Annotated in this window: 24 protein-coding genes, 1 tRNA gene and 1 pseudogene; 16 read left to right on the forward strand and 10 right to left on the reverse strand. The window is 68.3% G+C overall.

The features are described 5' to 3' along the window. Positions 1-212: 212 nt before the first annotated feature. Positions 213-1373: a GIY-YIG nuclease family protein gene (locus ACLBYD_RS22840; protein WP_447818260.1), complete on the reverse strand. Its 1161-nt coding sequence runs from the start codon at positions 1371-1373 to the stop codon at positions 213-215. 112 nt (positions 1374-1485) lie between these two features. Between ACLBYD_RS22840 and ACLBYD_RS22845 the strand changes: the two genes are divergently transcribed. Both ACLBYD_RS22845 and ACLBYD_RS22850 read left to right on the forward strand, forming a co-directional pair. Continuing rightward, positions 1486-2505 carry a hypothetical protein gene (locus ACLBYD_RS22845; protein WP_447818261.1) on the forward strand — a complete coding sequence of 340 codons (1020 nt, stop codon included), beginning with the start codon at positions 1486-1488 and terminating at the stop codon, positions 2503-2505. 82 nt (positions 2506-2587) lie between these two features. Continuing rightward, entirely contained in the window at positions 2588-3187 is a 600-nt protein-coding gene (locus ACLBYD_RS22850; RefSeq protein WP_447818262.1) for a putative glycolipid-binding domain-containing protein, read from the forward strand. Here the strand turns inward: ACLBYD_RS22850 and ACLBYD_RS22855 are convergent. Then, on the reverse strand, positions 3184-4530 hold the full coding sequence (locus tag ACLBYD_RS22855) for an amidase (protein WP_447818263.1): 1347 nt from the start codon (positions 4528-4530) through the stop codon (positions 3184-3186). The genes ACLBYD_RS22850 and ACLBYD_RS22855 overlap by 4 nt on opposite strands. After that, a complete protein-coding gene (locus ACLBYD_RS22860; protein WP_447818314.1) occupies positions 4518-5480 on the reverse strand; it encodes a prephenate dehydrogenase in 963 nt (320 codons plus the stop codon). Before ACLBYD_RS22860 ends, ACLBYD_RS22855 begins: the two co-directional genes overlap by 13 nt. 48 nt (positions 5481-5528) lie before the next feature. Here ACLBYD_RS22860 and ACLBYD_RS22865 point away from each other — a divergent pair, with 48 nt between their 5' ends. The 4 genes from ACLBYD_RS22865 (at position 5529) to ACLBYD_RS22880 (ending at position 7754) form a co-directional block, all read left to right on the forward strand. Then, the gene (locus tag ACLBYD_RS22865) at positions 5529-6089 is read left to right on the forward strand and encodes a tRNA adenosine deaminase-associated protein (RefSeq protein ID WP_202400029.1); all 561 of its coding nucleotides are present in this window, start codon (positions 5529-5531) and stop codon (positions 6087-6089) included. Next, entirely contained in the window at positions 6090-6563 is a 474-nt protein-coding gene (locus tag ACLBYD_RS22870; RefSeq protein WP_447818264.1) for a nucleoside deaminase, read from the forward strand. Positions 6564-6609: 46 nt separating this feature from the next. After that, a tRNA-Ser gene (locus ACLBYD_RS22875) sits at positions 6610-6700 on the forward strand. Between the two features lie 250 nt (positions 6701-6950). After that, on the forward strand, positions 6951-7754 hold the full coding sequence (locus ACLBYD_RS22880) for an alpha/beta fold hydrolase (protein WP_447818265.1): 804 nt from the start codon (positions 6951-6953) through the stop codon (positions 7752-7754). On the opposite strand, the gene ACLBYD_RS22885 is transcribed toward ACLBYD_RS22880, so the two are convergent. Both ACLBYD_RS22885 and ACLBYD_RS22890 read right to left on the reverse strand, forming a co-directional pair. After that, positions 7708-8328 (reverse strand): hypothetical protein, encoded by a 621-nt coding sequence (locus ACLBYD_RS22885; protein WP_447818266.1) that lies wholly within the window; start codon positions 8326-8328, stop codon positions 7708-7710. The genes ACLBYD_RS22880 and ACLBYD_RS22885 overlap by 47 nt on opposite strands. Positions 8329-8397: 69 nt before the next feature. Then, complete coding sequence (locus ACLBYD_RS22890; RefSeq protein WP_447818267.1) at positions 8398-9195, reverse strand: SDR family oxidoreductase; 798 nt, start codon at positions 9193-9195, stop codon at positions 8398-8400. 77 nt (positions 9196-9272) lie between these two features. On the opposite strand from ACLBYD_RS22890, the gene ACLBYD_RS22895 reads away from it, so the two are divergent. Next, a complete protein-coding gene (locus tag ACLBYD_RS22895; RefSeq protein ID WP_447818268.1) occupies positions 9273-9776 on the forward strand; it encodes a metallophosphoesterase family protein in 504 nt (167 codons plus the stop codon). Between the two features lie 11 nt (positions 9777-9787). Here the strand turns inward: ACLBYD_RS22895 and ACLBYD_RS22900 are convergent. Beyond that, a pseudogene (locus ACLBYD_RS22900) lies at positions 9788-10412 on the reverse strand (maleylpyruvate isomerase family mycothiol-dependent enzyme). A 73-nt stretch (positions 10413-10485) separates the two neighbouring features. Further along, positions 10486-11028, reverse strand: a complete 543-nt coding sequence (locus ACLBYD_RS22905; RefSeq protein WP_447818269.1) for a TetR/AcrR family transcriptional regulator — start codon at positions 11026-11028, stop codon at positions 10486-10488. A gap of 119 nt (positions 11029-11147) precedes the next feature. On the opposite strand from ACLBYD_RS22905, the gene ACLBYD_RS22910 reads away from it, so the two are divergent. Both ACLBYD_RS22910 and ACLBYD_RS22915 read left to right on the forward strand, forming a co-directional pair. After that, positions 11148-12668, forward strand: coding sequence for an MFS transporter (locus ACLBYD_RS22910; protein ID WP_447818270.1), 1521 nt, complete (start codon positions 11148-11150; stop codon positions 12666-12668). Between the two features lie 38 nt (positions 12669-12706). Next, positions 12707-13393, forward strand: a complete 687-nt coding sequence (locus ACLBYD_RS22915; protein WP_447818271.1) for a YceI family protein — start codon at positions 12707-12709, stop codon at positions 13391-13393. On the opposite strand, the gene ACLBYD_RS22920 is transcribed toward ACLBYD_RS22915, so the two are convergent. Then, positions 13374-14321, reverse strand: coding sequence for a sterol desaturase family protein (locus ACLBYD_RS22920; RefSeq protein ID WP_447818272.1), 948 nt, complete (start codon positions 14319-14321; stop codon positions 13374-13376). The two genes, ACLBYD_RS22915 and ACLBYD_RS22920, sit on opposite strands and share 20 nt — an antisense overlap. A 197-nt stretch (positions 14322-14518) precedes the next feature. Here ACLBYD_RS22920 and ACLBYD_RS22925 point away from each other — a divergent pair, with 197 nt between their 5' ends. From ACLBYD_RS22925 to ACLBYD_RS22950, 6 genes are all read left to right on the forward strand, one after another. After that, positions 14519-14983, forward strand: a complete 465-nt coding sequence (locus ACLBYD_RS22925) for an RrF2 family transcriptional regulator (protein ID WP_019290305.1) — start codon at positions 14519-14521, stop codon at positions 14981-14983. 96 nt (positions 14984-15079) lie between these two features. Further along, positions 15080-15673: an acyl-CoA-like ligand-binding transcription factor gene (locus tag ACLBYD_RS22930; RefSeq protein ID WP_447818273.1), complete on the forward strand. Its 594-nt coding sequence runs from the start codon at positions 15080-15082 to the stop codon at positions 15671-15673. A gap of 76 nt (positions 15674-15749) precedes the next feature. After that, positions 15750-18086: an MMPL family transporter gene (locus tag ACLBYD_RS22935; protein WP_447818274.1), complete on the forward strand. Its 2337-nt coding sequence runs from the start codon at positions 15750-15752 to the stop codon at positions 18084-18086. Between the two features lie 118 nt (positions 18087-18204). Beyond that, a complete protein-coding gene (locus ACLBYD_RS22940) occupies positions 18205-19932 on the forward strand; it encodes an ABC transporter ATP-binding protein (RefSeq protein ID WP_447818275.1) in 1728 nt (575 codons plus the stop codon). Beyond that, entirely contained in the window at positions 19929-21818 is a 1890-nt protein-coding gene (locus ACLBYD_RS22945; protein WP_447818276.1) for an ABC transporter ATP-binding protein, read from the forward strand. Before ACLBYD_RS22940 ends, ACLBYD_RS22945 begins: the two co-directional genes overlap by 4 nt. Before the next feature lie 71 nt (positions 21819-21889). Continuing rightward, positions 21890-22972 carry a helix-turn-helix domain-containing protein gene (locus ACLBYD_RS22950; protein ID WP_447818277.1) on the forward strand — a complete coding sequence of 361 codons (1083 nt, stop codon included), beginning with the start codon at positions 21890-21892 and terminating at the stop codon, positions 22970-22972. Positions 22973-23073: 101 nt separating this feature from the next. Here ACLBYD_RS22950 and ACLBYD_RS22955 read toward each other — a convergent pair whose 3' ends face one another. Together ACLBYD_RS22955 and ACLBYD_RS22960 are read right to left on the reverse strand one after the other, a co-directional pair. Continuing rightward, entirely contained in the window at positions 23074-23928 is an 855-nt protein-coding gene (locus ACLBYD_RS22955; RefSeq protein ID WP_447818278.1) for a fumarylacetoacetate hydrolase family protein, read from the reverse strand. A gap of 5 nt (positions 23929-23933) precedes the next feature. Next, complete coding sequence (locus ACLBYD_RS22960) at positions 23934-24974, reverse strand: cupin domain-containing protein (protein WP_447818279.1); 1041 nt, start codon at positions 24972-24974, stop codon at positions 23934-23936. Between the two features lie 114 nt (positions 24975-25088). On the opposite strand from ACLBYD_RS22960, the gene ACLBYD_RS22965 reads away from it, so the two are divergent. After that, positions 25089-25898: an IclR family transcriptional regulator gene (locus tag ACLBYD_RS22965; RefSeq protein WP_447818280.1), complete on the forward strand. Its 810-nt coding sequence runs from the start codon at positions 25089-25091 to the stop codon at positions 25896-25898. The last annotated feature ends 2 nt before the right edge of the window (positions 25899-25900 follow it).

A 25900-nucleotide genomic window follows, 5' to 3' on the forward strand; every position in this document is an offset into this window, starting at 1 on the left:
CCGGAAGCTAAGCCTGTCTGCGCCGATGGTACTGCACTCGACAGGGTGTGGGAGAGTAGGACACCGCCGAACACCCGTTCCGAAAGGGGACCCACATCGTGGGTCCCCTTTCGTGTTTTCTTATGCAGAAAATGTGCCGGCCCAACGGTTTTCGAGAACAGGCACGAGCTGCTCCCCCGGTCCGCAGACGAACCGGGGGAGCAGCCGGAGAATCAGGGGCGCGGTGCCTTCGGGCGCGCGACCGGCCGCGGCAGAGCACGCGTCAGACGCGGAGCCCAACCGTGCGACGGCCAACGCTTGAGACCCAGCCGGTCCGGCGTGACGCGAGTGTTGACGAACTTGCCCTCGAGCTCTTCGTCGGCCTCCCCGACGAACCGGTAGAGGATCGTGCCGCCGTTCTCCTCCGTGCGAGCGGCCGCCTCCCACCCGGTGGCGCGATAGACGGCCCGGACGATGTTGTCGGCGACGACGATGATCGGCAGGCCGTCGATCCCACGCGCCGCCGATCCCGCCGGCCACGGCTTCGACGCGAGTTCGCGCACCGCCGTCGGCGACGCCTTCTTCGCCTCGTTCACCCGCAGCACCACGCACGGCGTCGGCAGCTCGGGCGCAGGCGAGGCCGAGTACTGACGAACGAGCTCCGCGATCGGGATCGCCGTGCGATCGGCTTCGGACTCCTCGGTGGACCCCGCCAGGTTGGTGAGGACCCAGTCGCCGCGATGCGGCTCGGTCAGTCCGAGTGCCGCGATGACCGCTTCGGCCGTCACTGCGGCGGTGTGGTCGCCATCGGACTTCGGGTTCAGCGCGTCGGCGACGACGAAGTGCTCCACCGCGTAGCCGGACTCGTAGACGGTTCGGATGCGCCGCAGAGCCGCCTCGGTCTCGGGGGTGGCCAGCGGTGTCTTCTCGCCGGCCTCGGTCAGCTTCGAGGTCTCTCCGAGCGCCGTCCAGACGAGGGTGAAGATGCGATTTCCGCGTCCGGCGCCGACGTAGAAGATGCTCCGGTCGCGAGGGTCGAGCAGGGCGTAGACGTAGGCGCCGAGCTGATCGCAGATGTTCTTCGGAAGCAGTTTCGGGCTGGGGGCGCGGTCCTCGACATGGTTCACGAGAGCCCGCAGGACGGTCAGGCGCAACGCCACGGGGACCTTGCCGGCGGAGCCGCCGAAGAGTTCGCGGTTGGCTGCGTCCACGGAGCCGAAGGTGCGTCCGATGTGACGGCTGAGGGCGCCGAGCGCGTGGGTGAACTCCGCAAGTCTCTGGCGTGGATCGTCCGCTGTATCCGGCAACTCGTTGCTGGTCAGGAACATCTGGATCTCGGGAGATTCCAGCAGAGTTTGGGCAATGTTCGGAGGAACTGTCCACACTGTGCGCATAGAGCGACTCTAGGCCACACACAAGATTGGGGAGTCGCTCCGCGCAGGCGCCGCGCCGCCGAATCCGGAGGAAGAACCCGACGAGAACCCGGGCGGGATAAGCTCGCGTGCCATGACAGCGGTGCGGACCCGTTCCCGTTCTCGGTTGTTGCGGGACACCGCGTCGTCCGCGCAGGTCGAAGCACTTCTGATCATCGCGGTCGCGACCATCCTCGTCACCCGTCTGTACCTGCATCTGACGGGTTATCCGCAGGTCGGCGGGTCGGTCCTGCACATCGCTCACGTGCTGTGGGGCGGTCTGCTCATGGTCGCCGCGTTGATGGTCTCGATGACCTTCATCGGCCGGGCGCCCGACCGCATCGCGGTGCTGCTCGGCGGAATCGGGTTCGGCCTGTTCCTCGACGAGGTCGGCAAGTTCGTCACGAAGACCAACGACTACTTCTACCGCCCCTCGGTGGCGATCATGTACGTGGTGGTCGTTCTGCTGCTCGTCGTCAATCGAGCGGTCCACCTCCGTCGCGGGCCGTCGCCCGACGAGTATCTCGCCAACGCCGCGCTCACGGCGACCGACGGACTCACCCACGGCCTGACCCCGACCGATCGCGACCAGGCGCGAGTGCAGCTCGAACGAGCCCGGGAGGGTGGAGTCGACCCCGAGGTCGTCGAACAGATCGATCTCCTGCTCGCCCGGTGCCGGGAGGTGCCGTCGCGCTTCTCGTGGGTGTCGCTCCGGCTGCCGGAGCGACTGCGGGGTGAGCGCAGCGTCCGCGTCGCGGCAGCCCTGCTCACCGTTTTCTCCATCGGCATTCTCCTCAACGCAGCCGCCACCTTGGAGGAGGACCTCGCCGCCCGGACGAGCAACGTGGTGACCGTGATCCAGCTCATCGGGTCCGGTGTCACCGTCCTGCTGTGCGTGGTGGGATCGGTGGGTTTGTGGCGCAGGCGGAGGTGGGCGATCCGTGCGCTGCGGACGGCCGCGTTGATCACCGTCTTCTTCGTCGACGTGCTGGAGTTCGCCGTCCAGGAGTTCGGGGCGCTGCTCAACGTCGCCGTGGGCGCCGCCGCGCTGTCGGTGTTCTCACACCACCTGCGGCAGATGTCCCGGCACGAGGCGCTGCCGGACACGGCGTGAGCAGGTGGGCCCCGCAACCGTGTGGTGGACGAATCACGGCACCGCTGCCCACCATGTGCGCTTCGTCGCATACCGTATAGACGTGAGCACCCCAGCCTCTGACGCCACCGGTTCCGCGTCGACGTGGCCCGCGCTACTCACGTGGCGTGCGACCGATGTGTCTCGGATGGAGTCGGTACGAGTACAGCTCTCCGGCCGCCGCATCAAGGCGTCCGGTCGCATCGTGGGTGCGGAGTGCACCGACCATCCGGCCTTCAGCGCGTCGTACGACCTGGTGACGGACGAGAACGGTGTCACCCGCCGATTGTCGGTGCGCACCACCCTCGCTTCGGGTGAGCGGCACATGTCCCTCACCCGGTCCGAAGAGGGCATCTGGATGTCCGACAACGGCATCAACCATCAGCGGTCCACCTTCGGCGGGGCACTCGACGTCGACGTGGTGTTCAGTCCGTTCTTCAACGCCCTGCCCATCCGCCGGCACGACCTGCAGGCCGGAGCCGACGACGTGGAGGTGCCCGTCGTCTACGTCAACCTCATCGATCTCAGCATCGAGGAGGCCACGGTCGTCTACAGCAGTGCGTCCGACGGCATCCACGTGCTGTCGCCGCGCTCCTCGTCGTCGGTGACCGTCGACGAGGACGGCTTCGTCCTCGAATACCGAGGACTCGCCTCCCGCATCTAGGGCTGTCCCGACGCCTCCACCGCCATGGCCACGGCGAACGCGGCCGATTCGGCGGGGTGGCTGCCGTGCCCGTGCGTGCCTCCGGTGAGGCCGACGATCTGGAGTCCCACCGGCGACGACCCGCCGTCCGGGGCCGGCACCGACACGGCCGGGACACCGAGGACGCTGAACGGGATGCACATCTGCAGCAGCGGTGCGCGAAGCTCGACGGGATCGCTCGTCAGCGGCGCCGAACGCACGCCGGTAGTGACGGTGATCAGCGCGTCGAACTTGTCCACGGTGCGGAGGCGGTGCACGACGTCGTGACGCAGTCGCGCCGCCGCCCGGGCCGCGTGGATGTACTCGTAGGCCGGCCGGTCGCGTTGCGCGGCGAGCAGAGCGGCCGTCGGAGGCTGGTAGCGGTCGGGATCGGCTTCGAACCACGCGCGATGCGTCTCGTATGCTTCCGAGCCGGTGACCACGGGATACAACTCGAGCATCTCGTCGGTCTCGGGCAGTTCCACATCGACGACGCGGGCGCCCAGATCCGTGAGGGTGCGGCACGCCGTCTCGACGGCCTCGTCGAAGACGGGCGACAGATCCCAGATGCCGCCCCGCAGGCGTCCGATGCGCAGTTCGGAGACCGGGGTGCGCAGGTGCGCGATGCCCGGAACGGCACCCCATGCGAGCGAGGCGTCCAGTGCATCGGCGGCGAGCAGACCGACGTGGTCGAAGGTCGTCGACAGCGGGAACACGCCCTGCTCGGGAAGAGCACCGAAGCCCGGCTTGAATCCGACGATCCCGCACAGCGCCGCCGGGGTGCGGACGCTGCAGCCGGTGTCGGTTCCCAGCGCGACGGGCACGACGCCCCTCGCGACCAGCACTGCGGAGCCCGACGACGAACCACCGCTGATCAGGTCCGGGTTGTGGGGATGGGGGGCCGCGCCGGACACATTGATCAACCCGGTGGGTCCGTAGGCGAACTCGTGGAGATGGGTCTTCGCCACCACGATGGCTCCGGCTTCGCGGAGCTTTTCGATGACGCGAGCGTCGCGCCGGGCCGGAGGCGCATCGGCGAGGACCGCGCTGCCGCAGCGGGTGGGGAACCCGGCGACGTCGATGTTGTCCTTCACCGCGACCGCGACGCCGTGCAACGGGCCGATCCAGTTCCCGGCGGCGATCTGCTCGTCGGCGAGGGCTGCGGCTTCGAGTGCCGCCTCGTCGTTGCGGGCGGCGACGGCGTTCTCCCAGGGCGTTCCGACGAGGGCGTCGAGTCCGGCGAGAACCGAGCGGACGTGCTCGGTCGGGGTCGTCTTGCCGGTGGTCAGTGCCGAGGCGATGTCGCGGAGGTTCATCGCGTCCACACTCCACCGCGTCGTCCGGCCTCGCGGAACGCCTCGATCCAGCCCTCGTCGCCGGGCTGCGCGCCGACGATGGGCTCGCGACGACGCTGTTCGTAGCGGGTCCGGGCCGTGTGACCGGCTCGGGTGAGTTCGGAGGTGCTGCGATCGGCCAGCTGCTCCCGGGCCGTCCTCAGCACCTCGAGCGTCTCGTCCAGCGCGACCAGCAGTGCCTCGGCGTTGCCCTCACACATCGCGTCCACCAGGGCCGGGGCCGTCGCCGCGACCCGCGTACCGTCCCGGAACGAGCCGGCGGCGAGACCGAGCGCGAGATCGCCACCTCCGGCGCCCGACAGGGCCAATGCTTCGGCGAGCAGGTGCGGGAGGTGGGAGACCCGTGCGACCGCGGCGTCGTGCTCCCGGGACTCTGCGGGCACGACGACGGAGCCGCAGTCGAGCGCGAGGTCGGCGACCTGCCGCCACACCTCGGGATCGGTGCCGTCGTCGACGGTCACCACCCACACCGCGTCGCGGAACAGGTCGGCGGTCCCAGCGGTCCAGCCGGACTCCGCCGTACCCGCCATGGGGTGTCCACCCACGAAACGCCGCGACAGACCGTGAGCGGCGACGGCAGCGGCCACTTCCGCCTTGATGCTCACCACGTCGGTGAGTGCGACGTCGGGAGCGTGCTCGGCCACCGCCTCGAGGATGCTGCCCACCGCCGGCATCGGCACCGCGATCACCACCAGGGCGTCGGTGTCGGCTGCGCGACGCAACGTGGCCGTGAGGTCGGTGGACGCGTCGAAGCCGTCGGCGACGGCGGCCTCCACGGCCTGCGACGACCTGTTGTAACCCCACGCCTGCCTTCCGGTCGCCGCGGCGGCACGCAGCAGCGAACCACCGATCAGACCGAGGCCGAGGACACAGACGGGCGGGGAAGAGACGGCTGAGGACACCTCATCAGGTTGGCATATCCCGTGCTGGGCTTCATTCACCGGACATGGCCGACTACCGTTGCGCCCATGGCTGCACAGCGTGTAGGGAACAAGAGCCCTTCCGTGACCCAGAGCGGGAACACCGCCGGGAATTCGAGCGACGACCTCGACGGCTTCGCCGTCGCCGTGACGCGGGAGGAAGGTCGTTGGAAGTGCCGGGCGTTGTCCGGTGCCGCACTGACGAGTCTCGATACCGCAGTGACCGAGTTGCGGGAGCTGAGAAGCTCCGGCGCAGTGTTCGGTCTGCTGAACGTGGACGACGAATTCTTCATCATCGTGCGTCCCGCACCTGCGGGAACGAGGTTGCTGCTGTCCGACGCGACGATGGCCGTCGACTACGACATCGCCGCCGACGTCCTCGATGCGCTGAACATCGAGATCCCCGACATCGATCCCGACGAGCTCGACGACATCGAGCCGTGGGAGGAGGGCGACCTCGGCATCCTGGCCGACATGGGTCTGCCCGAGCCGGTGTTGTCGGTGATCCTGTCGGAGACCGACCTGTATCCCGACGAGCAGCTCGACGAGATCGCCCAGCGACTCGGTTTCGACGACGTCCTGGGTAACACCCTGGACAAGCTCCGTTAGATGGGGCTGCGCGACGACGAGGCAATGATCCGGGTCGCGCTGGAGGCCGCCGCTGCCGCGCCCGCCGGTGACGTACCGGTGGGCGCGGTGGTGTTCGGGCCGGACGGCACCGAGATCGCGCGGGCGGCGAACTCGCGCGAGGCCACCGGAGACCCCACAGCGCACGCCGAGGTGCTCGCCCTGCGCGCGGCAGCGCAGGTCTACGGCGACGGATGGCGTCTCGAGGGCGCAACCCTCGCCGTGACCCTCGAACCCTGCACGATGTGCGCGGGTGCGCTGGTGCTCTCCCGGGTGTCGCGGGTGGTCTTCGGGGCGTGGGAACCGAAGACGGGCGCCGTCGGATCGCTGTGGGACGTGGTGCGCGATCGGCGCCTCACGCACCGTCCGGAAGTGCGCGGCGGTGTGCTCGAAGCCGAGTGCGCTGCGGTGCTCGAGGAGTTCTTCCGCACGCGGCGCCTCCCCGAGGAGATCTGACCAGGCGATTTCTGCTCAGGCGCTCGATCCGGTAGAGTCTTTTAGCGGTGGCGTGTCCGAGCGGCCTAAGGAGCACGCCTCGAAAGCGTGTGACGGGTAACCCCCGTCCGAGGGTTCAAATCCCTCCGCCACCGCCAGAGAGCCCCCTCACCTGTTCANCGCAGGTGAGGGGGCTTTTCTCATGTCTGGAGGTCGACGCCGGGAGCTCCGAATCATTCGCTACGGCTTTTGCTATCCGCCGCGGCAATTGCTGTAGCGGACAGCGAACTTGATCGCGAATGGACTGCGGAGTCGACGAAGCGCCCGAGGGAGTGTGGGTCGGGCTGCCTGTGTCCGCCCAGGTATTCCGATGGGTTCGCGCCTGCATGCTCGCAATCGGGAGGAACAGTGGATCGCGTCTGCTCGACGATCGTCGGACCTGCCGAATCCGACGTCCCGCCGGCCGTTCTCGTGCACGGGGTGCTGGCCTGGGGAGACGACGAGACCTACGGGTTCGGTCGGGAGCGGCCCTTGGGGGCGTCACGTCGACTGATCCTGATGGACCGCCGCGGGCACGGCGACTCGCCGGATCTCGACGGGACCCATCGCACCGATTACGAGGTGGATGCCGCCGACATCGTCGAACTGCTCGGTGACGGTGCCCACCTCGTCGGACATTCGTACGGTGCGGTCGCAGCGATGCTCGCGGCGGCGGAGCGGCCGGACCTGGTGCGGTCGCTGTGCCTGATCCAGCCCGGGTGCCTGAAGGTTGCGGAGAGCGAACCGGTGGTCGCCGAGAACCTCGCCCGCGCCCGCGCGTCACAGACGACGCTCCCGGCCGAGCTCACTGCGGAGGACTATCTGCGTCTCACCACGGAGAGCGTCGGCATGCCGCCGGCGGAACCCACCCCGAAGCGATTACGCACAGCGGCGACGTCGATGCGGGAGAGACCGTGCTGGGACGCCGACATTCCACTCGAGCCGCTCGCCGCGGTGCCGTGGCCGAAGCTCGTCGTCATCGGTGACTGGGCGGGCGCACCCGACGAGTACAAGCGACTGGCGGGAGATCCACTGACGATCACCGCGCGGGTCGTCGCCGACCGGATCGGGGGAGAACTGCTCGAGGTTCCCGGTTTCTACCCGCACGTCCAGCAGTCGGAACGAGTCAACGAGGTGCTCGAGGAACTGTGGAGCCGGGCCGACGCCCGTTGACGATAGGTCGGCCGACGGCGTCGGCGACCATCACGGCGAACATCCACAACCCCGCCGCGACACCGGCGACGGCTGCCACGACAGGCGATGCGAGACCGCCTGCCAGACCGACGATTCCGATCACCAGCATTCCCCAGCCCATGACCCGGAACATCGCGCGGCCGAAGGCCCGTGCGAAGGGAACGAAGTGCGCACCGACGACGCAGACCACCCACGCGACTGTCAGTTCCGAACGATCGAGCGACGCGAGAAGACGTGCGCCACCGACGATCAGCACGATCATGGCCGCGACCGACACGAGGTAGATCGTCGATGCCTGTTTCGAGGGCGGCTCCAACTGCTCGAAACTCCGCGGTCGTATGAGCACGGCCCAGACGAAAACAGCGATGGCGCAGAACCATCCGGCAACGACGATCCAGGTCCACGGTGATCCCAGAGCGGCACCGTTCACGAGCATGAAGGCCGACGCGCCACCCGCGCCGATCAGCGCTCCCCACACCTCGGGACGATGGGTCGCTCGGTAACCCCTCGCCGTTCCCGGCCCGAATCGCTCCGCAGGCGGTGTCGTGCGCATCCAGTTCCCCCACTCCGAGTCGACCACCGATCCGCCTGTGGACGCTAGCGGATGGGTGGCCGGTCGTCGTCAGAGTTCGCGCCAACTCCCGTCGTTCATGTCGTGTCCGTGTGCGGCCATCAACATGAGGCCGCCGTCGACGGGGATCGAGCGCCCCGTCAGGTACGACGAGCGTGGGGACGCGAGGAAGGCGACGACGGAAGCGACTTCGTTGACGTGCCCGGGACGTCCGGTGGGGTTGCCCGGTCGCTCCTCGTGGAAGGCCTCGGATTCGTCCATGCCGGTCATGGGCGTGGAGATCTCACCGGGAGCCACCGAGTTGACCGTGATGCCGTACCGGGCCCATTCGAGGGCGAGGCACTGCGTGAGCATGCCGAGGCCGGCCTTCGCCGTGCAGTAGGCGGAGGCGCCGTAGCGGGGGATGTGCTCGTGGACGCTCGTGATGTTGACGATGCGACCACCGCGACCGGAGTCGATCATGTGCCGCGCGGCGCGCTGGGAGCACAGGAACGGACCGTCGAGGTCGGTGGAGAGCATCTCCCGCCACCGTTCGAAGGACAGGTCGAGCACCTCGTCGCGGTGTCCGGTGCCGGCGTTGTTGACGAGCACCCCGAGACCGCCGAGTTTCCCGGCGAGTTCGTCGATCACGTCGGCGGTGTCCGGGCTGGTCAGGTCCTGGCGGGCCACGAAGCACCGCTGTCCGCGCTGTTCGACCGCGGCGCGGGTGTCCTCGGCCCCGGCCTCGTCGGTGTGGAAGGTGATGCCGACGTCGAACCCCTCGGCAGCGAGCAGTTCGGCGGTCGCCTTGCCCATGCCGGAGTCGGCGCCGGTGATGATGGCGAGTCTGTCGTGAGCTGGAGTGGTCATGCGTCGTGGTTACCCATGAGCGCCCGCGGCACACTGCGAACCCACGGCAGACTGTGACCCCACGGCAGACTGGGACCATGCGCCTGTTGCTGCTCGCCGACACCCACGTACCGACGCGCGCCCGCGACCTGCCGTCGCAGGTGTGGGACGAGGTGGACCGAGCGGACGTGGTGATCCACGCGGGCGACTGGATGGACGTGGCACTGCTCGACGCGCTGGGAGAGCGGTCGCGGCAGCTGGTCGCGTGCTGGGGCAACAACGACGGTCCGATCCTGCGGGAACGGCTGCCGGAGGTCGCGCGGGTGACCCTCGACGGTGTGCGCATCGCGGTGGTGCACGAGACCGGGGCGTCGACCGGGCGCGACAAGCGGATGGCCGCGGCCTATCCCGACACCGACGTCCTCGTCTTCGGTCACTCGCACATCCCCTGGGACACGACCGCGCCGAGCGGATTGCGCCTGCTCAACCCGGATTCACCCACCGACCGGCGTCGGCAGCCGTACTGCACCTACATGACCGCGACCATCGACGAGGGCACGCTCCGCGACGTCGACCTGCACCGGCTTCCGAAGAAGGGCTGACACCGGGACGCTCAGCCCAGCCGCTCGGCAAGGATCGTGGCACCCGGGCCCGACAGCTCGCGCGATCCCTCGTCGCCCCGCCATGGTCATGAGCACAGCTTCTCCCGGACCTGCGGCCTCGGGACCCCGTCCATACGACCAGCCGAGGTCGGTCGTGACGAGTCGCACGCCGCGGGCCTTCCAGAATCCACGCAGAGGCACCGCGGTGACGGCGAACGGCAACGCGACACGCAGACGCTCGGGAGGCACCGTGCGCGCGAGACCGAGTGGGCGTCGGATGTCCTGGTGGTGGATGAGGGCGTCGACGAGACCGACGCGACCACCCAACGCTGCGGTGGAGCCCTGCGGATCGAGATGGCTCCGCAGGAACCGGAGGAGTTCGTCGGGCCCGAGGTCCGCGTAATCGGCGAGTGCGGCCTCGTTGAGTCGCCACGGACGGAACCGGGTGGCCGCCAGGCGTCGCACCAGGTCGCGAGGTCCGTGCTCCTCGTAGCTGATCATGTGGGCGACGACGTCCCGCACCGTCCACCCCTCACAGAGGCTCGGGTGTTCCCACTGTTCCGGCGACAGTGTCTCCAGGAGGTCGGCGAGGTCGGCGCGCTCGTCGTGGGCCATCGCCAGGACGGACCCGGTCATGGCCACAAGGTAGGTGATTCGAGGGAGGTTGTGTTCGGATTTTCGCGAACGGACGCACACAACCTCCCCGAACTCAGTCGCTCGGGCCGATCAATTTCCGCACGACCTTCAGGAGTTCGTCGACGTCCTCGGGTGGCGTCGTGCTCGTCTCACCCGACATGGCGGCGCCGTAGTAGAGGCCGTCGCCGATGAGTGCCACCGCTCGTGCTGCCGCGGAGTCGGTGACCTCCTCCGCCAGGGCGTCGAACCAGCCCTGGTGGATATGACGCAGTGCTTGCCGGGCGCGCGGGTTCGCGGTCTGGCTCAGGCGGGTCAGGGCGACGATGGCCCGGTCGATCGGGGTGTCGGCGAAGACCGAGGTGCGGATGTAATACGCCGCCGGTCCCTCGGGAGCCGCGCGCATGCGTTCGACGTCCTCGGCGCCGAGCGCTTCGACGTGCTCGGCGAGGCCCTCGACCAGAGCATCCTTCGACGGGAAGTGGTAGAGCAGGCCACCTTTCGAGACGCCGGCGGTCGCGGCGACGGCCTCGAGGGTCGCGGCGCGCTCACCCTGCTCGAGCAGGATCGTCACGAAGGCGTCGAGGAGTTTGGCGCGGGCGGCTGGGGCGGGTGGCACGGCCCGATCGTACGACGTCGTTACTGTACCGTCCAGCTGGTACAGTAACGAGGGTTCGATTCCTCTCTCGCGAAAGTTCGATATCCGTGGCGACATCTGTGCCTGTTTCGGAACCCACCGTGACGAAGGCGGCTCCTCGGGACTGGGTCGCGCTCGCGGTGCTCATGCTCCCCGTGCTGCTCGTGTCGGTGGACAACACCGTCCTGGCGTTCGCGCTGCCCGGGATCTCGTCCGCACTGCAGCCCACCGGCGCGCAACAGCTGTGGATCATCGACATCTATCCACTGGTACTCGCGGGCCTGCTGGTGGCGATGGGCAGTCTCGGCGACCGCATCGGACGGCGCCGGCTGCTGCTCGTCGGCGCAACCGGCTTCGCCGCCGTCTCGGTGGCCGCGGCCTATGCACCCTCCGCAGAACTGCTCGTGACGGCACGCGGCGTGCTCGGCTTCTTCGGAGCCATGCTCATGCCGTCGACGCTGTCGTTGCTGCGCAACATCTTCCTCGACGCCGGTCAACGTCGCCTCGCCATCGCGATCTGGGCCTCGTGCTTCGCGGCGGGTGCCGCGCTGGGGCCGATCGTGGGCGGGTTCCTCCTCGAACACGCCTGGTGGGGTTCGGTCTTCCTGCTGGCGGTGCCGGTACTGATTCCGCTGCTCGTGCTCGCGCCGATGTTCGTTCCCGAGTCGAAGGACCCGAATCCGGGCCGCATCGACGTCGTCAGCATCGCACTGTCGATGCTGGCCCTCGCCCCGATCGTCTTCGCGATCAAGAAGATCGCCGACAGCGGCGTCGGTGCCGTCGTCATCGTTCCGGCCGTGGTCGGGGTGGTCGCGCTCGTCGTCTTCGTGCGCCGGCAGTTGCGTCGCCCGAATCCGATGCTCGACGTCCGCCTTTTCCGCGTGCCCACCTTCTCCGGTGCTGTCGCGGTGAACCTGCTGTCCGTCGTCTCCCTCGTGGGCTTCCTGTTCTTCGTGTCCCAGCATCTGCAACTGGTGATCGGGCAGAGTCCGATGGAGGCCGGCCTGAGTCTGGTCCCGGGACTGGCGGTGATGGTCGTGGCCGGGATGTCGGTGGTCGCGCTCGTGCGGTGGGTGCAGCCGTCGTCGATCATCGTCTGCGCGCTCCTGCTCTCGGCGACCGGCTACGTGCTGGTGTTCCTGCTGGCCTCACCGTCGGCGCTCGCACCGATCATCGTGGCGTTCGCGGTCCTCGGCGCGGGTATCGGGGCGGCGGAGACGTTGTCGAACGACCTCATCGTCTCCAGCGTCCCGCCCGCGAAGGCCGGTGCCGCGTCGGCGGTGTCGGAGACGGCCTACGAGATGGGTGCCGTGCTCGGTACGGCGATCCTCGGATCGGTGCTCTCCGCGTCCTACAGCGCGCACCTGCTGCTCCCTGCCGGGCTGAGCTCGGAGCAGGCGCAGGCCGCCCGCGAGACGCTCGGTGGCGCCCACGCCGTGGCCGAGACCCTGCCCGTCGACCGGGCCGACGCGTTGCTCGCCGCAGCGGGATCGGCGTTCGACAGCGGCGTCACCATCACCTCGGGGATCGGCGTGGTGCTCATGATCGCCTCCGCCGCAATCGCGTGGCTCACGCTGCGCCCCAGTAGCGTGAGCCACGCTGCGGCCGCGCCTGTGACGTAGCACCCCACACGGAATCCGACATCGTTTAAATTTGCAGAATGCGGAAACTGGTGTGGGCGCTCGTCGCCGTCGTGGTCGTGGCGCTGCTCGGCTTCTTCGTTGCCCCATGGGTATACGGGACGTTCATCGCCGAGGACGACGCACCCGCCGCCTCCGTCTCGACCGAGGGCGCAGAAGCCGCGACCGGCGAGCTCGACGGTGAGTGGACCGTCGTCGAGGGTGCCGAACCCAACCGCACCGCCGCGGGCTACACCGTGCACGAGATCCTGCGCGGCGCCGACGTCACCGTGGTCGGTAGCACCGACCAGGTCTCCGGTTCGGCGACCGTCACCGACGGCACCCTCGAGGCCGCCGAGGTCGTCGTGCAGGTGGAGGGCATCACCACCGACAGCGGCCAGCGCGACAACCAGTTCCGCACCCGGGTGATGGACACCGCGACGCACCCGACGGCGACGTTCGCACTCACCGAGCCGGTGGACCTGTCGACCCTGCCCGACGACGGCAGCATCGGTTCCGTCACCGCGACCGGCACGCTCACCCTGCGCGGCGCCGAACGGCCCGTGACCGTCGACGTCGACGTCCTGCGCACGGGTGAGCGTCTCGTGGCGTCGGGGAGCATCCCCACCACCTGGACCGATTACGGCGTGGAGCCGCCGAACCTCGGATTCGTGACGGTCGACGGCGCGGGCAGCGTCGACTTCCTCGTCACGCTCGAGCAGAACTGACGCTCTCGGTCTCCTCCGCGTGGGTCTGTTTCGGCGCCCAGCCGGGCGGGCCGAAGGCGTAGCCGAGCTTGTCACGGAACGTCCCGGCCGTACGCCAGTCGCGGGCGATCGCCCGGTACTCGTGCGTCTGCAGGTCCCAGATGTTGTACGTGCCGACGGGCTTGGTGAGCCCGTAGGTGGGGCGGTGCTCCTCGGCCTTGAAGGTGCCGAACATCCGGTCCCAGATGATGAGGATGCCCGCGTAGTTGCGGTCGAGGTAGTCGGGATCGGAGCCGTGGTGCACCCGATGGTGCGAGGGCGTGTTGAACACGAACTCGATCGGGCGGGGGAGCTTGCCGACCCGCTCGGTGTGCACGAAGAACTGGTAGACGAGGCTGACGGAGAAGCCGACGAAGACCATCCACGGTGGGATACCGATCAGGGGGAGCGGCAGCCACATGATGATCTCGCCGCTGTTGTTCCACTTCTGGCGCAGCGCGGTCGCGTAGTTGAAGTACTCGCTCGAGTGGTGCGCCTGGTGGGTCGCCCAGACCAGGCGGACGCGGTGCGCCATCCGGTGGTACCAGTACCAGAGGACGTCGATGCCGACGAGCAGGATCACCCACGTGTACCAGGCGTCGGCGGGCAGGTGCCAGGGCGCGACGTAGACCCACAGGGCCGAATATCCGACGAGGGCCAGCACCTTCCAGGCAGCGCTCGTGACGATGGAGACCAGACCCATCGAGATGCTCGCGCGTGCGTCCCGCTTCTCGTAGCCGCCGCGCGGGGGATGGGCGCGTCCGTCGGGGCCCGGCTCGACGTGTTCGAGGGTGCGGGCCGCGATCCATTCGAGGATCAGGAAGGTGAGGAAGGCGGGAATCGCCAGGGTCACCGGATCGTGGAGGGGGTCGAGCAGCGACCCCCACGATTCCTGCAGGGTTTCCCACATCGCAACGACCTCCGATAACTGTGAACAACCGTCCACATTACCGCTGGTGTGGCCTGGATCACCAGGGCCCTCGAATCGGGACCCGGGTGGCGACTCGCGTCCGCACGATTCCGGGTGGTTCGGTATTGCTGGTAGGAATTGACCCGTCCCGTCGAGACGGGCCGGCCGACGACATCAGGCAGCGCGAGAGGCATGGCATGCACATCACCGCGAGGGTCGACTACGCCGTGCGGACCCTGCTCGAACTCGCGGCGATCGAGGACGGTCGCCTGACGAAGGCGGAGACCCTCGCGACGGCGCAGACCATCCCGCACAAGTTCCTCGAGGCGGTCCTCGCCGACCTGCGTCGTGGCGGGCTGGTGAACAGTCGGCGGGGACCGGAGGGCGGCTACTGGCTCGCGCGACCCGCGACCGAGATCTCCATCGCCGACATCATCCGCACGGTCGAGGGCCCGCTGGCGTCGGTGCGTGGCGAGCGGCCCGAGGACGTCGTCTACAGCGGGGCGGCCGAGCGACTGCAGGACGTGTGGATCGCGGTGCGCGTGAACCTGCGCGCCGTGCTCGAAGAGGTATCGCTCGCGGACGTCGTCACGGGAGATCTCCCCGGTTTCGTGGAGGATCTCACGAAGGATCCGGGCGCCTGGGAGCGTCGCCGGGTGTGAAGCCCGCGATAGGCCGGGATCGCCTGTGGGCGATGTCATAAATTTGCATGACTCTGCAAACTTACAGAGCTCTGCAAAATCGGTACCTTGGATGGAGTGACCATCACTCCCGGCCTGCGCGACCGCAAGAAGGCAGCCACTCGTGCGGCTCTCGCGACCGCCGCGGCCGAACTCGCTCGTGAACACGGTCTGTCCGCCGTGACGGCCGATGCGATCGCAGCGCGCGCGGGTGTCTCGACCCGCACCTTCCACAACTACTTCGCGAGCAAGGAAGACGCCGTCCTCGCGTATCTCGAGACCCGGGTCGAGGAGTGGATCGACCTGCTGCGTGATCGTCCCGCCGACGAGGACATCATGGATTCGCTGCTCACGGTGGCCCTGGACGTCGTGCAGAACCCCGACTGGCCGTTCGATGAGATCGTCGCGTGCATCACTCTGCTCGAGGAGAGCAACGTGCTGTTGTCCCGGCAGATCGAGGTCGAGCGGCGTTCGTCGCAGTTGCTCGTCGAGATCATCGCCGAACGCACCGGCACCGACCCCGATGCCGATCTGTATCCCTCCTTGCTGAACTACGCCGCCATGGGCGCAGTGCGCGCGGCCATGGAGACACACGCGACCGGGACGACGGACCGGTCGGTCGAAGAGCTCATCCGCGAGGCGTTCGACCGGCTCCGCCGTGGTTTCCCGTAGCCGTAGTTCCGTCCGACCGCTGTCTCCGCCCCACCATCCGACCCCGCAGGATCTTCCGACATAGAAAGGGTGCCCCGTGGCGACCTACCTGTACCGGCTGGGCAAGTTCGCCCACAGACGGAAGGGCGCAGTGCTGTCCTTCTGGATCGCGCTGCTCGTGCTCTTCGGGGTCGGTGCAGCAACTCTGTCCGGGCCCACCACGGACGCGTTCACGCTTCCGGGCACCCCCGCGCAGAAGACCCAGGACCTCATGGCGGAGCGGTTCCCGTCGACCGAGGATCCGATGAACGGGCTCAGCGCGCGTTACGTCTTCGCCGCGCCCGACGGGCAGACGCTCGACGACCCCGAGAACCTGGCCGCCGTCGACGAGGTCCTCGCCGCGGTCCGCGGCATCGACCGCGTCTCGCCGCCCGCCAAGGTCGATCCCGCCACCGCCTCGCCGGAGGAACAGGCCGGCGCGCTGGTCAACCCGGTCCTCGCCGACGCCGGTCTCGTCGAGCAGATGAAGGCCGTCGCCGCGCAGCAGGGCACCCCCGAAGAGGCTGCGCTGTCCGACGCTCAGGCCCTGTCCCCGCTGAGCGCCGACCGCACCGTCGGCTTCGTCACCGTCCCGTTCGAGGGCGAGATCACCGACGTCGACCAGGCCCTGCGCGACCAGATCTTCGACGCCGCCGAGATCGGCCGTGACGCCGGCCTGACCGTCGAGGTCAGCGGTACGGCTGCCGCCGAGATGGGCATGCCCGGTGGCACCGCCGAACTCATCGGCATCGGCATCGCCGCGATCGTGCTCACCCTGACCTTCGGCTCGCTCGTCGCCGCCGGACTTCCGCTGATCACCGCACTCGTCGGCGTCGGCATCGGCAGCCTCGGCATCACCATCGCCTCCGGCTTCGCCGACCTCAGCTCGATGACCCCGACGCTGGCGGTCATGATCGGTCTGGCCGTGGCGATCGACTACTCGCTGTTCATCGTCTCGCGCTTCCGGCACGAACTCACCATCACCTCGGATCGCACCGAGGCCGCCGGCCGTGCCGTGGGCACCGCCGGTTCCGCGGTCGTCTTCGCCGGCCTGACGGTCATCATCGCCCTCATGGCGCTGAGCGTCGTCGGCATCCCGTTCCTGTCGGTCATGGGTTACGCCGCCGCGTTCACGGTGCTCATGGCCGTGCTCATCGCCGTGTCGCTGCTGCCCGCCGTGCTCGGACTGTTCGGGGAGAAGGCCTTCGCCGGCCGCATCCCGTTCCTGAACAAGCGCGGTTCCGACGACGACACCCCCAAGGCGGGCGCCAAGTTCGTCGGCCTGATCACGCGCCGCCCGGCCATCCCGCTCATCGCCGGTGTGGTCCTCCTCGGTGCGCTCGCGCTGCCCGCCACCGGACTGAACCTCGCCCTGCCGTCGGAGGCCACCTCCGACCCGGCGACCAGCGCCCGCAAGGCCTACGACCTGGTCGACGAGGGATTCGGTCCCGGACGCAACGGCCCGCTGGTCGTCGTCGTCGACACCCAGAACGCCGACGTGGAGGCCCCGGTCGCGTTCGGTGCCGTCGTCGGCAAGCTGTACGAGAACGACGAGGTCGTCAACGCCCAGATCGTCGCGGTGAACGAGGCGGGGGACACCGCCCAGATCCTCGTCACCCCGCGCAGCGGCCCGACCGATCCCGCGACGATGGACCTCGTCCAGAGCATCCGCGACGGCGAGACCGAGCTGAACGAGGAGTTCGGCCTGTCCTACGGCGTGACCGGCCAGACCGCGCTCGAGGGCGACGTCTCCGACAGCCTCCAGAGCGCACTGGCTCCGTACCTCGCGGTCGTCGTCGGCCTCGCCTTCATCCTGCTGATGCTGGTGTTCCGCTCGATCCTGGTGCCGCTCACCGCGACCCTCGGCTTCCTGCTCAGCGTCCTGGCGACCTTCGGTGCCACCGTCGCGGTCTTCCAGGAGGGCTGGGGCGGCCTGATCGCCAACCCGCAGCCCATCGTGAGCTTCATGCCGATCATCCTCATCGGCGTCGTCTTCGGTCTCGCGATGGACTACCAGGTGTTCCTGGTGACGCGTATGCGTGAGGACTACGTCCACGGCGCGAGCGCACTCGAGGCCGTCCGCAGCGGCTTCGCACACGGCGCGCGCGTGGTGAGCGCAGCGGCGATCATCATGATCTCGGTGTTCGCGGCGTTCATCGCCGAACCGGACTCGCTGATCAAGTCGATCGGTTTCGCACTCGCCGCGGCCGTCTTCTTCGACGCCTTCATCGTCCGCATGGTCATCATCCCGTCGGTGATGGCGCTGCTCGGCGACAAGGCGTGGTGGCTGCCGAAGTGGCTCGACCGGATCCTTCCGAACGTCGACGTCGAGGGCGAGAAGCTCACCCGCGAGCTCGGTGCCACCGAGCCCGCACCGGAATCCGCACGCGTGTGACGAACCCCCGGGCGGCCACGTACCCGACGCGGTGCGTGGCCGGGCTGGGTGAGACGGTCGGCGGTGCCGAGGTGGTTCGTGAAGATCGCTGCAGGGAGTCGCAGGTAGCGTAATGCCCATGTTGCTACGGCTGTTGCGCCGCTTCATGGCGCCCTATCGGGGTGCCCTCGCGGGGGTCGTACTCCTGCAGCTGGTCGCGACCGGGGGCATGTTGCTGCTCCCGAGTCTCAACGCCGACATCATCGACAACGGCGTGGCGACCGGGGACATCGACTACATCGTCCGGACCGGTCTGCTGATGCTCGTCATCAGCGCCGTCGAGGTCGGCGCCGCGACCGGTGCCGTCTACTTCGCGGCGCGTGCCGCGATGGGCTTCGGCCGCGACGTGCGGCTCGCGCTCGTCCGGAATGTGGGGCGGTTCTCGGCGCGCGAGTTCGGGACGTTCGGTGCCCCGTCGCTGATCACCCGCAACACCAACGACGTGCAGCAGGTCCAGATGCTCGTGCTGATGACCTGCACTATCGTCGTGACCTCCCCGATCATGGGGATCGGTGGCGTCATCATGGCGATCCGCCAGGACCCCGGCACCTCGCTCGTGCTGGTCGTCGCCGTCCCGGTGCTGATCTTCACCATGGTCACGCTCATCGCGCTCATGCTGCCCGGCTTCCGGGTCATGCAGAAGCGCATCGACTCTGTGAACCGGGTGCTGCGCGAGCAGATCACCGGCATCCGCGTGATCAGGGCATTCGTGCGCGACGAGACCGAGAAGGCTCGCTTCGACGGCGCCAACGACGATCTCACCGCCACCGCCTTGCGCGTCGGCCGCGTGAACTCCGTGCTGTACCCGGCGGTGCTGCTGATCTCGAACGTGAGCACCGTCGGCGTCCTGTGGGTGGGCGCCCACCGTATCGACTCCGGTGCGATGCAGGTCGGCTCCATCACCGCGATGATCACCTACATCGCCCAGATCCTCATGGCCGTGCTCATGACGTCGTTCGTCGCGATCATGGCTCCGCGCGCCGCGGTCTGCGCCGAGCGCATCCTCGACGTGCTCGACACCGAACCGACGGTGTCCTCGCCCGCCGAACCGGTCCGCGAACTCCCGACCCGCGTCACCCTCGAACTCCGCAATGCCGGTTTCTCGTATCCCGGTGCCGACGCTCCCGTGCTCAGCGGGGTGTCGTTCCGCGCCGACCCCGGTTCCACCACCGCGATCATCGGCGGCACCGGATCGGGCAAGAGCACCCTGATGCGCCTCGTGCCGCGGCTCATCGACGTCACCGCCGGGCAGGTGCTCGTCGCGGGTGTCGACGTCCGGGCACTCGACACCGACGTGCTGCGCTCGCGCATCGCCGTCGTGCCGCAGAAGGCCTACCTGTTCTCCGGCACCATCGCCGACAACCTCCGGTACGGACGCGCCGACGCCACCGACGACGAACTGTGGCACGCCCTCGAGGTCGCGCAGGCCGCCGACTTCGTCCACAAGACCGAGGACGGACTGAACACGGTCCTCTCCCAGGGCGGCACCACGATCTCCGGCGGGCAGCGGCAGCGACTCGCGATCGCTCGCGCCCTCGTCCGCCGGCCCGCCATCTACCTGTTCGACGACGCCTTCTCCGCACTCGACCCGGCGACCGACGCCCGCCTGCGCGCGGCGCTCGAACCCGAGACGCGCGACGCGTGCGTGCTCATCGTCGCGCAGCGGGTCTCCACCGTGCAGGACGCCGACCGCATCGTCGTCCTCGACAACGGCGTCATGGTCGATTCCGGGACACATCTCGGTCTGCTCGGCCGGTGCCGGACGTACTCGGAGATCGTCGAGTCGCAGAGGATGGCCACAGTATGACGACTCCGGAAGCGGCGGCACCGTCGCGTCTGCGCACCATCCGCCGGGTGCTCGGCCTGCTCCACCCGCACCGCTACGCCGTCTACTCGGTGCTGCTCTCCGCCTTCCTCGGCGTCGTGAGCATGTCGGTGGCGCCCTTCGTGCTCGGCCGCGGCACCGACGTCATCTTCGACGGGGTGGTGGGCATGCAGCTCCCCGCCGGACAGACCAAGGAAGAAGCCGTCGCCGGTCTGCGCGCCGAGGGCCGCGACCAGTTCGCCGACATGGTCTCGGGGATGGACGTGGTGCCCGGACTCGGCATCGACTTCTCGGCCCTCGGCCGGATCCTCGTCATCGTCCTGGCGCTGTACCTGCTCTCGTCCGGTCTGATCTGGGTCGCCGCCTACGGCCTCAACGAGATCGTGCAGCGCGTCGTGCGCGACATGCGGTCGCGGATCGAACGCAAGATCCACCGGTTGCCGCTGCGGTACTTCGACACGCATTCGCGCGGCGACCTGCTCAGCCGCGTCACCAACGACATCGACAACGTCGCGGCGGGCATGCAGGAGTCCATCTCCCAGCTCGTCCTCGCGGTGCTGACGCTGCTCGGTCTCGTGGTGATGATGCTGTTCATCTCGCCGATGCTCGCGCTCGTCGCGATCCTGACCGTCCCGGCGTCGGTCGTGGCGACGGCAGTGATCGCGCGTCGCTCGCGCAAGCACTTCCTCGCGCAGTGGGAGACGACCGGTAAGCTCAACGGGCAGATCGAGGAAGCCTTCACCGGGCACGAGCTCATCACCGCCTACGGCCGGACCGCGGAGGTGCAGCGACGCTTCACCGACACCAACGAGTCGCTGTACCAGGCCTCCTACCGCGCGCAGTTCGTGTCCGGACTGGTGATGCCGTTCGTGACCTTCCTCGGCAACGTCGGCTACGTCGTCATCGCGGTTCTCGGTGGTCTGCGGATCGCGTCGGGCACCGCGACGCTCGGTGAGATCCAGGCGATGATCCAGTACTCGCGTCAGCTCGTGCAGCCGCTCGCGCAGATCGGCGCGATGGTCAACCTGCTGCAGTCGGCGTCGGCGTCGGCCGAGCGGGTGTTCGCGGTGCTCGACGAACCGGAGGAGGAACCGGAGATCGCAGCGCCGACGATGCCGTGGAGCCGGCACGGACTCGTCGAGTTCGAGAACGTCGCCTTCTCGTACACCCCCGATCGGCCGCTCATCGAGAACCTGTCGTTGCGGGCCGAACCGGGTCAGATGATCGCGATCGTCGGACCCACGGGCGCCGGCAAGACCACCCTCATCAACCTGATCCTGCGCTTCTACGAGGTCGACGCGGGCCGGATCCTTGTCGACGGCGTGGACATCCGTTCGATGTCCCGCGACGAACTGCGCTCGCGCATCGGCATCGTCCTGCAGGACACCTGGCTGTTCGGCGGCACCATCCGCGAGAACATCGCCTACGGCAATCCGTACGCGACCGAGAATCAGATCATGTCCGCGGCCAGGATGAGTTACGTCGACCGTTTCGTGCGGGCCCTGCCCGACGGCTACGACACGATCATCGACGAGGAGAACGACGGCAACCTCAGCGCCGGTGAGCGTCAGCTCATCACGATCGCGCGGGCGTTCGTGTCCAAGCCGTCGATCCTCATCCTCGACGAGGCGACGAGCTCGGTCGACACCCGCACCGAACTGCTCGTCCAGCAGGCCACCGCGCGATTGCGCGACGACCGCACCAGCTTCGTCATCGCCCACCGCCTGTCGACCATCCGGAACGCCGACCGCATCGTGGTGATGGAGGACGGACGGATCGTCGAACAGGGCACGCACGAGGGGCTGCTCGAGGCGGCCGGTGCGTACGCGAGGTTGTACGACGCGCAGTTCAAGGCACTCGTGGAGTGAACGCGGGAGACTTCGGCGCGGCCTGATACAAACCATTCCGTCCTCGCGGGCGGGACGGGACACTTCTGGCCATGACGGGGGTGCGGACAACAGCGGTACGGTCACCTCTCGATCTCCTGCGCTCTGCGCGACCGGGGGTCTTCCGGGTCGACGAGACCACACCGGCGGGGTGGATCATGCAGCACCTACGACGTGGGGGACCGGCGACGCGCACGATGCTCGCCGATTTCACGGGCCTGTCGGCGTCGACGGTCAACCGGGCGGTGACGTCGTTGCTCGAGCACGGGTTGCTGCGCGACCGCCCCGATCTCGCTCCGCGGGGACGGGTGGGACGGCCGCACGTGCCGGTGGAGGTGGACACCGAACGGGGCTTCCTCGCCGGTATCCATCTGGGGGAGCGGGAGACCCGGGTGGTCTCCGGCGACCTGCTCGGACGGGAATTGCACCGGACGACCTTCGCGACACCGGCGTCGGCGTTCGACGTCTTCGCCGCGATCGGTGCGGCGCTGCGGGTGCACGAGTCCCACCAGCGGGGCAGGCAGCCGCTGTGGGCAGGCCTCGCGGTGGGTGGTCTGTACGACGAGCACCGAGGGGCGCTCGACCACCCGCGACTGGGCTGGTGCGAAGCGCCCGTGGACGTGTTGTTCCGGACGATCGTGCCCACGCCGTACACGGTCGTTCCGTACGTGGAGGCGGTCGCGGAGGTCGAATACCGCCGGTTCGAGAGCGCCTTCCGGCGACGACCCGAGAGCTGGCTGTATCTGTGTGCGGAGGAATCGATCTCGATGGCGTGGCTCGTGGACGGCCTCGCACGGTCCTCGGCCGACGACATCGAATCGTTCTGTGCTGTACTCGAACCGGGGAGTGCCGATGGCACCGACCCGTCGCCGAACCGGGCGGTGCTCCTCGGCCGTGCGGTCGCACTGGTGCGCGACGTCGTCAATCCCGACGTGGTGACCGTCGGTGGTGAGCTGTTCACCCGACATGGACGGGAGCGCGAGGACGTGTCCGACGGTTACCGGCAGCGGTCGTCGTACAACGATGTGCCGCTGCGGTTCTCGGAAGCCGATGACGATCTGCGGTCGGCGGCGGCGCTCGGTGCGGCGTCGCGGGTGATGTACGTCGACCCGATCGGCGCGATGCAGGCGCGGTGAGACGAGAGCGTCGGTGACCCGTTCGAGTCGGATGCGTGGTCCGATCGACAGGCGCTCGATATCCCGAACGGGCCACCGACGCGGTCTATTACGGTCGAACTCTAGGGACGCGCGACGACCGGCATGGTCAGCTCGCCGATCGCGGGGATGGTGAGCACGACGGTGTCGCCGGGGACGATCTGCGCGACGCCCTCGGGGGTGCCGGTGGCGATGATGTCACCGGGCTGCAGGGTGATCACCTGCGAGTACTCCGAGATCAGCTTGGCGATGCCCCAGATGAGGAAGGACGTGTTGGACTTCTGCCGCATCTCACCGTTCACGGTGAGCCAGAAGTCGAGGTTCTCCGGGTCCTCCACCTCGTCGGCGGTGAGGATGTAGGGGCCGATCGGGGTGAAGGTGTCCATGGACTTGCGCCACGACCGGTCCTCGTCGCCACGCAGCGTGATGTCGAGCAGCGGGGTGTACCCGAAGACGTAGTCGAGTGCCTCTTCGACGGAGACCCGCTTCGCCTCCTTCGAGATGATGATGCCGACCTCGGCCTCGTGGTCGAAACGCCGGTCCTCGTAGGGGAGTTCGATCGCGCCGTCCGGTCCGACGATGGACGTGACGGCCTTGAGGAAGCCCTTGCGGACCGAGACGTCGAGGATCTTGCGATCGGTGTAGACGCCCTTCTCCCCACCCATCTCCTGCTGGTGCTTGTGGTAGTTGACCGGCGCGGCGAACAGGTTGCGCGGCTGGGGCTGCGGTGCGCGGACGGTCACCGAGTCCAGTGCCTGCCCGCCGCCGGCGGTGACGCGGGACGAGACGTCGGCGGAGACGGTCGACCAGGCGCGGATGAGCGCGTTCGTGCGCTCACGCGGTTCGGTGTGCTCCGGGACGAGATCGGTGATGTCGACGAGGGTGCCGTCCGTGGCCTCGACGCCGAGTCGGTAGTCGTTGTAGACGTAGAGCTTCATGATTCCTACTCGCTGGGTCGGATGCGGCCGATTCCGAGCGCATCGATGACGGGCTTGTCGGTGTACGAGAACAGGATTGCGTCCCCGCCGGTCGGATTGTGGTGGGAGTGCTCGTACCACAACGGAATTGCGATGGTGTCGCCCTTGGTCCAGTCGATACGCCGGCCGTCGACGATCGAGTATCCGGATCCTCGGACCACGTGGTAGACGGTCGAGTGGGTGTGCCTGTGGGCGCGGGTGTCGACGCCCGGGCGGATCAGCTGGAGGTAGGCGCCGATGGTGGTCATCACCGGTCCGCCCGTGATCGGGTTGCGGTACTCGACGATGATGTCGTCGAAGGGATCGCCCTCGCGCGTACGCAGGTACTCGATGGTCTCGAGTGCATCCGCGAGCTTGTACACCAGTGGCTGCTCGACCTTTTCGGGTTCACCCCAGGGCTTGGCGAACAATCCGTTGCCGTAGGCGGCGGGGAGCGGGGCGTCCACCTCCTGGCATCCGGGGTCCTCTTCGATGATGTACTGGTTCAGCCGCGACATCAGCGGGGAGTCGAGTCCGTCGAGCCAGATCATCGGGCCTTCGCCCGTGTGGCCGTGCTCGTGCCAGTGCCCGTTGGGGGTCAGCAGGAAGTCGCCCTCGTCCATCGGGACGCGCTGGCCGTTGACGACGGTGTAGGCGCCGTCGCCCTCGACGACGAAGCGCAGTGCGGACGGCGTGTGGCGGTGTGCCGGGGCGATCTCTCCCGGGAGCACCAATTGCAGTGCGGACCAGAGGGTGTCGGTGGCTCCGGTGCGCTGGTGCGGGAGGCAGCCGGGGTTGCGGAAACCGAGGACGCGGCGGAGTGCGTCCTCGAGCGGGACGATCTCGCCGGCCTCGACCATCAGCCGCCGCGCCTGCTCGTAGCGCCAGATATGCGGCACCAGAGTGGTTTTCGCTTCCGGACCCAGGTTGCCCATGAGCTGCCAGAGCGGGGAGTAGTGGTTGTCCGCGAGTTCGGCGTAGAAGTCGTCGTGCACCGTCTCGTCGGACCGGGTGGTGTCGACACTCATCGCACGATCCTCTCTGTTCTGCATTGTGGATGTTGATTCCTCAATACAGAACTAATACGGGATTTGGGTTGGTTGGTCAAGGAATAACGGTGAATCGTTCTGTTATAAAGAATCATGGCCACTGACTCTGCGCGTCGAGACGCACCGGCATATCCGGTCGGATCGGTCGACAAGGCTCTCCGACTGCTCCTCGTGGTCGCCGAGCGACCCGACGGACTGCGGGTGGGCGATGCCGCCGCCCTGCTGGGTATCGCCCCGTCCACCGCGCACCGGTTGTTGCAGATGCTGGCGCACTACGGCTTCGCCGAACAGGATCCCGAGTCCAAGATGTACCGGGCCGGTCCCACCATGGAACGGCTGTCGAACTTCCGCGGCCGGGTCATCGACCTGGCTCGTCCGATCCTGGAGCGGCTCGTGGCCCTCACCCAGGAGACGGTGCACCTCGCCACCCTCGACGGGGATCGGGCCCTGACGCTGCTCTCGGTGGAGAGCCCGCATCTGCTGCGCGTGGGCGACCGATCGGGTCACTCGCAGCCTGCCTATTCCAGCGCCATGGGTAAGGCGCTGCTCGCCGGGATGGGCGGGGACATCGAGCCTCATCTGCCGAACGGCCTGCAACAGTCCGAACGAGAAAACCTGCTGTCCCAGCTCGAGGTGATCCGGGAGCGGGGTTACTCCGCACAGGACGGCGAGGTCGAGTCGGGTGTCAGCGCGGTGGCCGTCTCGGTGGGCGCCGCTTCCGCCGGGATCTCCGGTGCGGGCACCCCTGCCGCCGGGTTCACCGGTGCAAGCACCTCCGGCTTCGCCATCGGTATCACCTTCCCGACCGGGCGGATCGGTGTCGACCGCTGGGGCGAGGTGCTCGCCGCCGCCCGGAAGGCGGCCGACGAACTCGCCGACGCCCTCGCCGGTTCCGGACGGTAGCC

This window comes from Rhodococcus sp. C26F (assembly GCF_053345925.1).